This window comes from Streptomyces sp. NPDC036764, assembly GCF_055609385.1.
Genome location: NZ_JBVJPT010000001.1, coordinates 974,734 through 986,340 on the forward strand (window position 1 = coordinate 974,734; position 11,607 = coordinate 986,340).

General features: G+C 71.0%; 12 protein-coding genes. 7 read left to right on the plus strand and 5 right to left on the minus strand.

The genetic code is table 11. From position 1 onward, the window contains the following. The first annotated feature begins 76 nt into the window (after positions 1-76). The 3 genes from coaD to ACZ69Q_RS04190 all read left to right on the plus strand — a co-directional run bounded on the left by coaD (position 77) and on the right by ACZ69Q_RS04190 (position 1,784). Positions 77-505, plus strand: a complete 429-nt coding sequence (coaD, locus tag ACZ69Q_RS04180; RefSeq protein WP_471036017.1) for a pantetheine-phosphate adenylyltransferase — start codon at positions 77-79, stop codon at positions 503-505. Positions 506-869: 364 nt separating this feature from the next. Then, the gene (locus tag ACZ69Q_RS04185) at positions 870-1,439 is read left to right on the plus strand and encodes a DUF3291 domain-containing protein (protein ID WP_471036020.1); all 570 of its coding nucleotides are present in this window, start codon (positions 870-872) and stop codon (positions 1,437-1,439) included. A gap of 57 nt (positions 1,440-1,496) precedes the next feature. Beyond that, on the plus strand, positions 1,497-1,784 hold the full coding sequence (locus ACZ69Q_RS04190; protein ID WP_471036023.1) for a DUF1905 domain-containing protein: 288 nt from the start codon (positions 1,497-1,499) through the stop codon (positions 1,782-1,784). A gap of 41 nt (positions 1,785-1,825) precedes the next feature. Here the strand turns inward: ACZ69Q_RS04190 and ACZ69Q_RS04195 are convergent, their stop codons facing one another. From ACZ69Q_RS04195 to ACZ69Q_RS04215, 5 genes are all read right to left on the minus strand, one after another. Continuing rightward, positions 1,826-3,931, minus strand: coding sequence for an MMPL family transporter (locus ACZ69Q_RS04195; protein ID WP_471036026.1), 2,106 nt, complete (start codon positions 3,929-3,931; stop codon positions 1,826-1,828). Between the two features lie 130 nt (positions 3,932-4,061). Beyond that, positions 4,062-4,730 (minus strand): response regulator, encoded by a 669-nt coding sequence (locus ACZ69Q_RS04200; RefSeq protein ID WP_471036029.1) that lies wholly within the window; start codon positions 4,728-4,730, stop codon positions 4,062-4,064. Further along, a complete protein-coding gene (locus tag ACZ69Q_RS04205) occupies positions 4,727-5,920 on the minus strand; it encodes a sensor histidine kinase (protein ID WP_471036031.1) in 1,194 nt (397 codons plus the stop codon). Before ACZ69Q_RS04205 ends, ACZ69Q_RS04200 begins: the two co-directional genes overlap by 4 nt. Positions 5,921-6,186: 266 nt before the next feature. After that, complete coding sequence (locus ACZ69Q_RS04210; protein WP_471036035.1) at positions 6,187-6,975, minus strand: IclR family transcriptional regulator; 789 nt, start codon at positions 6,973-6,975, stop codon at positions 6,187-6,189. 11 nt (positions 6,976-6,986) lie between these two features. Continuing rightward, positions 6,987-7,535 carry a MarR family winged helix-turn-helix transcriptional regulator gene (locus ACZ69Q_RS04215; protein ID WP_471036038.1) on the minus strand — a complete coding sequence of 183 codons (549 nt, stop codon included), beginning with the start codon at positions 7,533-7,535 and terminating at the stop codon, positions 6,987-6,989. Between the two features lie 95 nt (positions 7,536-7,630). Between ACZ69Q_RS04215 and ACZ69Q_RS04220 the strand changes: the two genes are divergently transcribed. From ACZ69Q_RS04220 to ACZ69Q_RS04235, 4 genes are read left to right on the plus strand one after another with little or no spacing between them, the layout of a single operon-like run. Beyond that, on the plus strand, positions 7,631-8,548 hold the full coding sequence (locus tag ACZ69Q_RS04220) for an SDR family NAD(P)-dependent oxidoreductase (protein WP_471036040.1): 918 nt from the start codon (positions 7,631-7,633) through the stop codon (positions 8,546-8,548). An 11-nt stretch (positions 8,549-8,559) separates the two neighbouring features. Then, positions 8,560-9,435, plus strand: a complete 876-nt coding sequence (locus tag ACZ69Q_RS04225) for an amidohydrolase family protein (RefSeq protein WP_471040047.1) — start codon at positions 8,560-8,562, stop codon at positions 9,433-9,435. Positions 9,436-9,445: 10 nt separating this feature from the next. Next, entirely contained in the window at positions 9,446-10,948 is a 1,503-nt protein-coding gene (gene menE, locus ACZ69Q_RS04230) for an o-succinylbenzoate--CoA ligase (protein ID WP_471036041.1), read from the plus strand. A 13-nt stretch (positions 10,949-10,961) separates the two neighbouring features. After that, a complete protein-coding gene (locus ACZ69Q_RS04235; RefSeq protein WP_471036043.1) occupies positions 10,962-11,417 on the plus strand; it encodes a MaoC family dehydratase in 456 nt (151 codons plus the stop codon). Positions 11,418-11,607 lie beyond the last annotated feature (190 nt).

Here is an 11,607-nt window from a genome sequence, read left to right on the forward strand (position 1 = left end):
AAACGGGCCCTGGAGCGCGGCGCCCGCCTTCCGGTCCGCCCGGGACGGGTTCCGGCCGCTGTTAATCTTGCCGATCATGCGAGCCCTCTTCCCAGGATCGTTCGACCCGGTCACCCAAGGGCACCAGGACGTACTCCGGCGCGCTGCCCTCCTGTTCGACGAGGTCGTCGTGTGCGTGATGTTCAATCCGAACAAGACCGGCCGCTTCCCCATCGCGGAACGGCTGGACCGGCTCCGCGGGGCAGCAACTGACTTGAGCAACGTCACGGTCGACTCCCACACCGGCGGCCTGCTGGTCGACTACTGCCGCCGAGTCGGAATCGACGTCGTCGTCCGCGGAGTCCGCGGCGTTGCCGACCTGGACTACGAAATGCCGATGGCCCGCATGAACCACGAACTGGCCGGGGTCGAAACGTTCTTCATCGCTGCGGACCCCGCCCTGGCCCACATCTCCTCCACCCTCGTCACCGCGATGAGTCAACAGGACCGTGTCCCCGAATGCTGATCTGAGCGAGCTTCCAGCAGGTGAGGGCGGCGGCGATGTTCCCGAGTCGTGTGCTGTGTGGTGAGTCCCGAAGCAAGGTGGTAGAGCCCGCCAAGCGCACTCGCCCGCCCCGCCCGTCACCGCCCCAGCCCCCGCAATGACCTGCGCAGGAGGCCACGTGGGCAGGGAAAACGCAACTTCGACATGGCCCGCAGAGGCAGCTACCTTCACCTGGTCCTCGGCGATCGCCCACGGTCGCACAGGAGTTCCTTGAGGCTGAGCCACCCGCGACGGGATGAGTCGGTCATGCCCCACGAATCCTCGCCCGCATGCGAAAGCCACCGAACCGGGTCCACGCCAGGCACCCCCAACCAGGGAGAGACGCATGCCCCATCTTGCGCTGTACACCTTCGGCGTCCTGAAGTCACCTCTCGCCGATCCCACACCGCTCACGCGCGAACTCCACGACAGCGGCGAGGCCGTCTACCCGGAGATCACCCAGCACCCCGGATACCTCGCTCGTGCTGAAGCGGCAGACCGCGGCCGGGGCACACACTTCGACTTGGACTGGGGTGCATGGGGAGAGTTCGTCGTACCGACCTGGTACAGCAAGGGCCGCACGGTGGAAACCATCGCCCTGGACGCGACCCTCTCACTCTGGACCGGCCTGAACCCCGCCTTCGACGCCATCTACACCGGTCTGCACCGTGAGGCGCTGAACAGGCGTTACGACTGGTTCGAGAGGACGGGACACCCGAGTTACGTGTTCTGGTGGGTCGCCGACGACGTGATACCCACCTGGCAGGACGGGGTTTCCAGGCTGGAACACCTCCACGACCACGGCTCCGCGCCGCACGCCTTCACCTTCCACCACCCGTTCGCCCCGGAGGGAACTCCGACCAGGATCAAAGGCATCGGGCCGAAGAGCGACAGGTTCGCTGAGCCGACCACCTAGTCTGGGATTCCCGTGAGGTCGGCTCGGAAGACAGACGAGAGAAGAGGTCCGCAGCGTATGGAACTCGCTTTCACCGGCTCGGTGATCGAATGGCGCGGACCGGCGCCGTTCTACTTCGTCCGGATCCCCGACGAGGAGTCCGCCGACATCCGGGACGTGGCCGCCATGGCCACCTACGGCTGGGGTGTGATCCCGGTCGAGGCCCGGGTCGGCGAGATCGCCTTCGAGACGTCGCTCTTCCCCAAGGACGGCGGCTACCTGCTGCCGCTGAAGAACGCCGTCCGTAAGCCGCAGGGGCTCGGGGCCGGTGACGAGGTGACCGTGAAGATGACCGTGCGCCTGTAGGCACCGGCACCGAAACGAGGTGCCGGTGCCCGGCCGCGGCGTCAGGCCCTCGTCGTCACGGAGGGCGCGGGCGCCGGGGCCTCCTCGTGCAGCCCGAACCGGTCGTGCGCCCGGCGCAGCGGCTTCGGTGCCCACCAGGCAAGGCGGCCGAGCAGCGCCATCGTCGCCGGGACCAGCAGCATCCTTACGACCGTCGCGTCGATCAGTACCGCGAGGGTCAGCCCCAGACCGATCTGGAGGATGGGTGCGAAGCCGCCGGTCATGAAGGCGCCGAACACCACCGCGAGGAGCAGTGCCGCGCAGGTGACGACGCGGCCGGAGCGGCGCAGACCGGTGACCACGGCCTCCTGGTCGTCGCCGGTGAGCCGCCGTGCCTCGCGCATCCGGGCCAGGATGAACAGCTCGTAGTCCATGGCCAGACCGAACGCGATCGCCACGATCAGCGGCGGCGCGGTCAGGCTCAGCGCGTCCAGGTCCTCGGCGCCGAGCAGCCCGGCCAGATGCCCGTCCTGGAAGACCCACACCACCATGCCGAGCGCGGCGCCCAGGCTGAGCAGGGTGGTCAGGATGGTGCGCAGCGGGATCAACAGCGAGCCCGTGAAGGCGAAGAGCAGGGCGAAGATGCCGGCCAGGACCGTGACCGCGGCCCAGGGCGCCCGTTCGGCGAGCATCTCCCGGAAGTCCACCAGACGGGCGGCCGGTCCGGTGACCTCGACCGGCTCGCCGCCGCGCACGTCCCGTATCCGCTCGACCAGGGCGGTGGCCTGCGCGCCGTCGACGCTGCCCGGTGGCTGGACGCGCAGGACCGTCGCCCCGCCGGGCAGTTCGTGGGACTCGGCCGTCGGGGACAGCGCCCGGATCCGGTCGGCGGTATCCGAGTCCGCGCCCGGCTTCAGCACGACCGTGATCGGCGAGACGCCGGTGCCCGGCGGGAAGTGCTCGTCGACGGTGTCGTACAACTGCCGTGCCTCGGTGCTCGCCGGCAGTTGCTCGGCGTCGCCGAGGTTGATCGTCATGCCGGTGACGGGCAGCGCCAGCACGAGCAGGACCGGTACGACGGTGGCCACCACGGCGACCCTGCGGCGGGCCGAGAAGCGGGCCAGGCGGGCGAACACGCGGCCCTCCTCGCCCTCCGGCCGGACCTTCGCCGGCGCGATCCTCCCGCCGAACCTCGCGAGCAGCGCCGGCAGCAGCGTGAGCGCGGCCAGCATGTCGACGACCACCACGGCGGCCACGGCAAGCCCCATGCTGCGCAGGAACACGCTCGGGAACACCAGCAGCCCGGTCAGGCTGACCGCGACCGTGACCCCGGAGAACAGCACGGTACGGCCGGCCGCCGCGACCGTACGCTCCACGGCCTGTGCCACGTCCTCGGTGCTGCGGCGTTCCTCGCGGAAGCGCACCACCATCAACAGGGCGTAGTCCACGGCGAGTCCGAGCCCCAGCATCGTGGTCACCTGGATCGCGTACACGGAGATGTCGGTGACCTCGCTGAACAGGAACAGCGCGAGGAACGCCCCCGCGATCCCGCTGACCGCGATCACCAGGGGCAGCGCCGCCGCGCGAAGCCCGCCGAACACCACCAGCAGCAGTGCGAGCACCACCGGCAGGGAGATCAACTCCGCGTTCCGTACGTCCTCCTGGGCCCGCTCACCGATCTGCGTACCCAGCAACGGGCCGCCGCTGACATGCACTTCGGGCGCGTCGATCTGCCGGATCCGCTCGGCCGCCGCGTCCACGGCGTCCTCCTCGGCGGCGTCGTCGAGACCGCCTTCCAGGGTGACGGGGATGATCAGGGCCCGGCCGTCATCGGCGGTCAGGCCACGGGTGGCGTACGGGTCGGGTACGGCGGCCACCCCGTCGAGGGAGCGCACGTCGGCGACGGCCCGTTCGACCTGTTGCCGCAGCGCGGGGTCGGCGACGGCGGTGCCCTCGACGACGCCGGTGATCGACTCCCCGGCGGGGTCGGCGCGGTCGAGGTACTGGGCGGCGGCCTCGGACTCGGTGCCCGGGATGTCGGCCACGTTGTCCGAGAGGCGGCCGAAGACACCCGTCCCGAGGCCGAAGCCGAGCAGCAGGAAGAGCACCCACAGGGCGATGACGGTGAGCGGGCGGCGGGTCGCCGCCCGGGCGAGCGTGGTGAGCACGGTCCCTCCCGGCAGGACGGTCGGTTGCCATCGCCCTCAGGCTCACGCCACAGGGGTGGTCACCGGATCGCCGGTGGGAGCGGTTTGCGGGCCTCCCTCGCACGGGGGAGGAGGGCCCGGAACTCCCTCGCTAGGGGGATCCCGGGGTCACCAGCCCCGTCTCGTAGGCGCAGATCACCGCCTGCACCCGGTCCCTGAGAGCGAGCTTGCCCAGCACGTTGCTGACATGGGTCTTCACCGTGTGCTCGCTGACGAACAGGGTCGTGGCGATCTCGGAGTTGGACAGCCCGCGCGCCAGCAGCCGCAGGGTCTCCACCTCGCGTGCCGTCAGGACGTCCAGGCGCTGCGGCGTGGCCTCGGCGGCGGTCTCCTCGCGGCGGCGCCGCACGATATCGGCGACCAGCCGCCGCGTCACCGTCGGCGCGAGCAGCGAGTCCCCGGCCGCCACGACCCGTACGGCGTGCACGAGGTCGTCGCGCCGCACGTCCTTCAGCAGAAAGCCGCTGGCGCCCGCGCACAACGCCTCGTACACGTACTCGTCCAGGTCGAACGTGGTCAGCATGACCACCTTGCAGCTCGACTGCCCGCACACCCGCCGCGCCGCCTCCAGACCGTCCATGACCGGCATCCGGATGTCGAGCAGCAGCACATCGGGGGAGTGCCGCTGCACCGCGGCGACCGCGTCGGCGCCGTCTCCGGCCTCCGCGACCACCTCGATGTCCGCCTGCGCCTCGAGGATCATGCTGAAACCGGCCCGCACCAGTTCCTGGTCGTCGGCGACCACCACCCGGATGCTCATCCCAGAGCCGCCTCCCGGTCGACGGCCGCCGGCAGCCGTACGACCACCCGGAAACCGCCTTCCGGTCCGCGCCCGGCCCGCGCGCTGCCCCCGCAGGCGGCGGCCCGCTCCCGGATGCCGATCAGCCCGTGCCCGCCGTCACCGGAGCCCGGTCCCCGTCCGTCGTCCGTGACCGTCAGTGTCAACTCTTCCTCCGTCCAGTCGAGTTCGACGGTAGCGGAGGTGGCCTGCGCGTGCTTGACGGTGTTGGTGAGGGCTTCCTGGATCACGCGGAAGGCGGCGACCTCGGTGTCCGGGGGCAGCGGGCGGGGCGTGCCCGAGGCGCGCAGCTCCACGCGCAGGCCGGTGGACTCGCCGACCTGGCGGACCAGGCCGGGCAGCTCGGCCACGCCCGGCTGCGGCAACCGCCACGCACCGTCCTTGCCCCGCGGCTCCTTGAGGACCCCGAGGATCCGGCGCAGTTGGCCCATCGCGTCCCGCCCGGCCGCCGCGATGGCGTCGAACGCGGCCTCCGCGCGCGCCGGATCGCTGCGCACCACCACCGGTCCGGCCTCGGCCTGCACCACCATCAGGCTCACCGCGTGCGCGAGGACGTCGTGCATGTCCCGGGCGATCCGGGACCGCTCCTGCGCGATGGCCCGCGCGGTGTCGGCGGCCCGCTCCCGCTCCAGTTGCCGGGCCCGGTCCTCCAGTTCCGCGGCGTACGCCCGCTGCACCCGGGCCAGCACGCCGAAGCCGTACGCGCACACCACGCTGAGCAGGTGGAAGGCGTACTCGAAGGGCTGCGGCTCCTCCTTGTGCATCATCGTCAGCGAGACGCCGATCAGCCAGCCGACCAGCATCACCCGCCGCTGCCACGGCTTGCCCAGGGCGGCCATCGTGTAGAGGACGACCATGCCGCCGTACATCACGTCCGGCGGCGGCGCGTGGTAGACGGCCTGGGCCGGGGTGGCCACCGAGACGGCCCACGCCGTCGCGAACGGCGCCCTGCGCCGCCACACCAGCGGCACCGCCGTCGCGGCACCGATCAGCCAGCCCTGCCAGGTCAGCCGGTCGTCGCCCTCGTCGGGAAAGATCCACTGCAACGAGACGGCGAACAGCACGAGCGTGGCGAGCGCCGAGTCGACGACGTACGGGTTGGCGGTGCGCAGGCGCGCGGCGGCGGGGGAGATCCAGGAACGAGCGGACACGGGCGGCTCCTCGGGGCAAGGGCTCTTTCAGTATCGCGAGGTCACTCGGGGCTCGTCCTCACCGGTGAGAGGGATATCGGCGGGGCGCCTGCCGTGGGGCGTGCTGGGTCGTTGGGCGTCCGCGGGTTCGTTGTGGCTGGTCGCGCAGTTCCCCGCGCCCCTTCGCGGCGCTGCCGAGCCGCATATCGATATGGCCCCGCGCCCCCTGGGTGCGGTTCGGCAACGCCGGCACGCTGCGCCGGCGAGCCGGCGTGGACTTCGGCCCTCTACGTCCCCTTCTCCGGCTGCCACCCCAGCCCCCGCGATATCCCCCGCGCCGCCAGCCGCACCGCCGGTGCCAGCACCGGTACCTGGGCGTCCGCCCGGGGTACGACGACCGATACGGCGGCGACGACCGCCCCGCCCGGCCCCCGCACCGGAGCCGCCACGGACAGCGCGTCGTCGGTGACCTGGCGGCTGCTCACCGCCACACCCGTGCGGCGCACCTCGGCGAGCATGCGGCGCAGCCCGGCCGGATCGGTGACGGTGTACGGCGTGAACGCGGCGAGCGGCCCGCCGCAGTACTCCTCCTGGAAGTCCGCGTCGCTGTGCGCGAGCAGCGCGAGCCCGACGCCCGTGGCGTGCAGCGGCCAGCGCGCCCCGACGCGGATGTGCACACCGACCGCCGAGCGCCCCGACAGCCACTCGATGTAGACGACCTCGGCGCCGTCCTGGACCGCCAACTGCACGTTCTCGTGCGTGGCCTCGTAGAGGTCCTCCAGATACGGCAGCGCGACCTGCCGCAGTGCAAGACCGCGCGGCGCGAGTGCCGCGAGCTCCCACAGCCGTAGCCCTACGTGGTACAGCCCGGAGTCGTCCCGCTCCAGCGCGCCCCACTCGGTGAGCGCGGCCACCAGCCGGTGCGCGGTGCTCAGGCTCAGCCCGGCCCGTCGGCCGATGTCCGTCAGACACAGCGCCGGATGCTCCAGGTCGAAGGCCCCGAGCACCGACAGCAGCCGGTCGGGCGCGGAACGCGTCCCCTTGGCCGACGGGGACGGCACGGCGTCGGCGGTCATCGGCACCCCCGTCATCCCAGCCCGGACTCGGCGACTCTCTGCAGCAGCGCGTGCAACTGCTCGCGCTCGTCGGCGTCCAGCGGCCCGACCAGATCGTTCGTGACGCGCTGCCCGGCCTCGTCGGTGTCCCGCAGGAAGGCCCGGCCGCCCTCGGTCAGCACGATGATCCGGCTGCGGCGGTCGTCGGGGGAGGGGCGCCGCTCGGCGAAGCCCAGCTTCTCCAGGTCGTCGACCAGGCCGACGATCGCGCTCGGGTCGTAGCCGAGCGACGCGCTCAGCTCGCGCTGGAGCGCGCCCGGGGTGGTGGCGAGGAAGCGCAGCACCGCGTAGTGGCGCAGCCGCAGGCCCGACTCCTGGAGGAAGGTGTTGAACAGTTGACCGGAGCGCAGGCCGAGGCGGTAGAGCAGATAGCCCGTGTCCGCGTGCAGTGTGCGCATCCACGGCTCGTGCGCGTCGATCGGTGCGTTGCCTGCGGTGTGCTGGGTGGTCTGCCGGCTGGCGATGACGGGCTCCCTGGTCGAGGCCCCGGGCGGGGCGTGCGGACGTACCGCACCCAGCATGACGCAAGGACGAGTCCGCAACAACTATTGACGTCGACAACTATTGTTCTTACCTTCGATCTCGTAGCCGCACCTCTCCTCGAAGGGACACGCCCGTGCCCAGCATCGATCTCACCGGCAAGGCCGCCGTCGTCACCGGCAGCGGCCGGGGCCTTGGCCTCGCCTACGCCCACGCCCTGGCCGCCCATGGCGCGTCCGTGGTCGTCAACGACGTCGACGAGGCCGTGGCCGAGGCGGCCGTGAAGTCCATCCGCGAGGCCGGCGGCACCGCCGTCGCCGAGGTCGTCCCGGTCGGCACGACCGAGGCCGCCAACCGGCTGGTCGGCCGCGCGGTGGAGGAGTTCGGGCGGCTGGACGTCCTGGTCACCAACGCGGGCATCCTGCGCGACAAGGTCCTGTGGAAGATGACCGACGACGACTTCGACGCGGTGATCGCCACCCACCTCAAGGGCACCTTCACCTGCGCCCGCGCCGCCGCCGTGCGCATGCGCGAGCAGGGCGAGGGCGGCACCCTGATCCTGGTCGGCTCCCCGGCCGGCCAGCGCGGCAACTTCGGGCAGACGAACTACGCCGCCGCCAAGGCCGGCATCGCCGCCTTCGCCCGCACCTGGTCGATGGAGCTGGGCCGCGCGAACATCACCGTCAACGCGATCGTGCCGGTCGCCGCGACGGCGATGACCGAGTCCATCCCCGCCTTCGCCCCGTACATCGAGGCGATGCGCGGCGGCACGCCGCTCCCGGACTTCCTGCGCAAGGGCGAGGGCTTCGGCACCCCCGAGGACTGCGCCGCCCTCGTCCCCTTCCTCGCCTCCGAGGCGGCCCGCGGCATCACCGGCCAGGCCATCGGCATCGGAGGCGACAAGGTGGCACTCTGGTCGCATCCGCAGGAGATCGCGGCGGCCTTCGCGGACGGCGGCTGGACCCCGGACACCCTGGCCGACGTCTGGCCCACCTCGGTCGGCGCCGAACTCCAGTCGGTCGGCATTCCGGCACCCAAGTTCCCGGAGGCGTGATGGCCCCCTCCATGAACCCCGACGAGCTGGTCGCGATCGACGTCCACACGCACGCGGAGGTCTCCTCCAAGGGCCACTCCTCCCTGGACGACGACCTCCACGACGCCTCCTCCGCCTACTTCAAGGTCGAGGGCAAGCGCAAGCCGACCCTGGAGGAGACCGCCGCCCACTACCGCGAGCGGAAGATGGCGGCCGTGATCTTCACGGTCGACGCCGAGTCCGCGACGGGCACGCCCCCGGTCCCGAACGAGGAGGTCGCCGAGGCGGCCGCCGCCAACGCTGACGTGCTGATCCCCTTCGCGTCCATCGACCCCTTCCGGGGCAAGGCGGGGGTGCGGCAGGCCCGCCGCCTGGTCGAGGAGTACGGGGTGAAGGGCTTCAAGTTCCACCCCAGCATCCAGGGCTTCTTCCCCAACGACCGCTCGGTGGCGTACGACCTCTACGAGGTGATCGAGGAGACGGGCACGATCGCCCTGTTCCACACGGGTCAGACGGGCATCGGCGCGGGAGTGCCGGGAGGCGGCGGCATCCGCCTCAAGTACTCCAACCCCCTCCACGTCGACGACGTGGCGGCCGACTTCCCGCACCTGAAGATCATCCTGGCGCACCCGTCCTTCCCCTGGCAGGACGAGGCCCTGGCGGTCGCGACCCACAAGCCGGGCGTCCACATCGACCTCTCCGGCTGGTCGCCGAAGTACTTCCCGCCGCAACTGGTGCAGTACGCGAACACCCTCCTCAAGGACAAGGTCCTCTTCGGCTCCGACTTCCCCGTCCTCACCCCCGACCGCTGGCTCGCCGACTTCGCCAAGCTGTCGATCAAGGACGAGGTCAGACCGAAGATCCTCAAGGAGAACGCCGCCCGACTGCTCGGGCTGACGAAGCCGTAAGGGGCGTGACATGCGCAACGAGGGACTGGGGTCGTGGCCCGCACGCCGGGCCCGCAAGACACCCCACCGCACCGCCCTGATCCACGGCGGGACAGCGACGTCGTACGCCACCCTGCACGACCGCACCACCCGCCTGGCCCACGCCCTGCGCGAGCGTGGCGTCCGCCGCGGCGACCGCATCGCGTACCTGGGCCCGAACCACCCGTCCTACCTGGAGAGCCTCTTCGCGGCCGGCACGCTCGGCGCGGTCTTCGTCCCCCTCAACACCCGCCTGGCCGGCCCCGAGATCGCCTACCAACTGGCCGACTCCGGAGCCAAGGCCCTGATCTACGGCCCGTCACACGCCGGACTGGTCGCGGGACTCCCGGGCCACACCGACGTCCGTACCTACGTCGAAGTGGGCCCGGACTACGACCGGGCGCTGGCGGCGGCCTCGGACGAGCCGATCGACGCCCCCGTCACCCCCGACGACACCTGCATCATCATGTACACCTCGGGGACGACCGGCCGCCCCAAGGGCGCCATGCTCACCCACGGCAACATCACGTGGAACGCGCTCAACGTCCTCGTCGACACCGACCTGATCGCCGACGAACGCGCTCTGGTCTCGGCCCCGTTGTTCCACACGGCCGGCCTGAACATGCTGACGCTCCCGGTGCTCCTCAAGGGCGGCACCTGCGTCCTGGTCGAGGCCTTCGACCCGGACGCCACCTTCGACCTGATCGCACGTCACCGCATCACCTTCATGTTCGGCGTGCCGACCATGTTCGACCAACTGGCCCGCCACCGGGCCTGGCCGGACGCGGATCTGTCCTCCCTGCGCATCCTGACCTGCGGCGGCTCCCCGGTCCCGTCGCCGCTCATCGCCGCCTACCAGGAGCGGGGCCTGACCTTCCTCCAGGGCTACGGCATGACGGAGGCGGCCCCGGGGACGCTGTTCCTGGACGCCGAGCACGCGGTCACCAAGGCCGGCTCGGCGGGCGTGCCGCACTTCTTCAGCGACGTACGGGTGGTGCGGCCCGACCTGACCCCCGTCGACGCCGACGAGACCGGCGAGGTCGTGGTCCGCGGCCCGCACGTCATGCCCGGCTACTGGGGCCTGCCCGACGAGACCGCGGCGTCCTTCGCCGAGGGCTGGTTCCGCAGCGGGGACGCGGCCCGCGTCGACGAGGACGGTTACGTCTTCATCGTCGACCGCATCAAGGACATGATCATCTCTGGTGGCGAGAACATCTACCCCGCCGAGGTCGAGGACCTCCTCCTCGCCCATCCCGACATCGTCGAGTGCGCGGTGATCGGCGTCCCCGACGACAAGTGGGGCGAGGTCCCGCGCGCGGTGGTCGTCCTGCGGGAGGGCGCCGTGCTGGACCCCGACGAGGTACTCGCCTCCCTGTCCGGCCGGCTCGCCAAGTACAAGATCCCGAAGTCGGTCGTCCTCACCGACGAACTCCCGCGCACCGCCTCCGGAAAGCTCCTCAAGTCCCGTGTCCGTACCCGCTACGGCAACCAGTAAGGAACGCACCCGTATGACCATCACCGTGAACGGCCTCGAAGAGCTGAAGAAGCTGGCCGGCAGCGACCTCGGCACCAGCGAGTGGATCGAGATCACCCAGGACCGCATCAACACGTTCGCCGATGCCACGGACGACCACCAGTGGATCCACGTCGACCCCGCGAAGGCCGCCGAGGGCCCCTTCGGCGCCCCCATCGCCCACGGCTACCTCACCCTGTCGCTCTTCATCCCGTTGTTCACCGAGCTGTTGGATGTGCAGGGGGTGACCACGAAGGTCAACTACGGCCTGAACAAGGTGCGTTTCCCGTCTCCGGTAAAAGCCGGGTCCCGCATCCGGCTCGTCGGTAAACTGGCGGAGGTGGAGGAGGTGCCGGGCGGTGTACAGATCGCCGTCGACGGCACGATAGAGATCGAGGGTGCGGCGAAGCCGGCGGCAGTGTTGACGAGTCTGTCCCGGTTCTATGGCTGAGGCGTCTCGATACCCCGAAAACGGTATCGGTATCCCCCAGTCGGGTGCATAGTTTGGTCAGCAGCGGGGTACTCGCGGCTCCGCCGCTGTAACGTGCTGTCTGAGTGACCAGTCGCTCACCCCACCCTACCCTCCTGATCAGGGAATACCGTGACCGTTCCAACCAGAGCCGCTGCCGGCACCAAGGTGC

What these genes read in the sequence shown, in the direction of transcription:
- ACZ69Q_RS04215 (WP_471036038.1), bottom strand. Translation starts at nt 7,535, where the DNA reads ATGCTGGGTGCGGTACGTCCGCACGCCCCGCCCGGGGCCTCGACCAGG.
- menE (WP_471036041.1), top strand. Translation starts at nt 9,446, where the DNA reads ATGCGCAACGAGGGACTGGGGTCGTGGCCCGCACGCCGGGCCCGCAAG.
- ACZ69Q_RS04200 (WP_471036029.1), bottom strand. Translation starts at nt 4,730, where the DNA reads ATGAGCATCCGGGTGGTGGTCGCCGACGACCAGGAACTGGTGCGGGCC.
- ACZ69Q_RS04190 (WP_471036023.1), top strand. Translation starts at nt 1,497, where the DNA reads ATGGAACTCGCTTTCACCGGCTCGGTGATCGAATGGCGCGGACCGGCG.
- coaD (WP_471036017.1), top strand. Translation starts at nt 77, where the DNA reads ATGCGAGCCCTCTTCCCAGGATCGTTCGACCCGGTCACCCAAGGGCAC.
- ACZ69Q_RS04235 (WP_471036043.1), top strand. Translation starts at nt 10,962, where the DNA reads ATGACCATCACCGTGAACGGCCTCGAAGAGCTGAAGAAGCTGGCCGGC.
- ACZ69Q_RS04185 (WP_471036020.1), top strand. Translation starts at nt 870, where the DNA reads ATGCCCCATCTTGCGCTGTACACCTTCGGCGTCCTGAAGTCACCTCTC.
- ACZ69Q_RS04210 (WP_471036035.1), bottom strand. Translation starts at nt 6,975, where the DNA reads ATGACCGCCGACGCCGTGCCGTCCCCGTCGGCCAAGGGGACGCGTTCC.
- ACZ69Q_RS04225 (WP_471040047.1), top strand. Translation starts at nt 8,560, where the DNA reads ATGAACCCCGACGAGCTGGTCGCGATCGACGTCCACACGCACGCGGAG.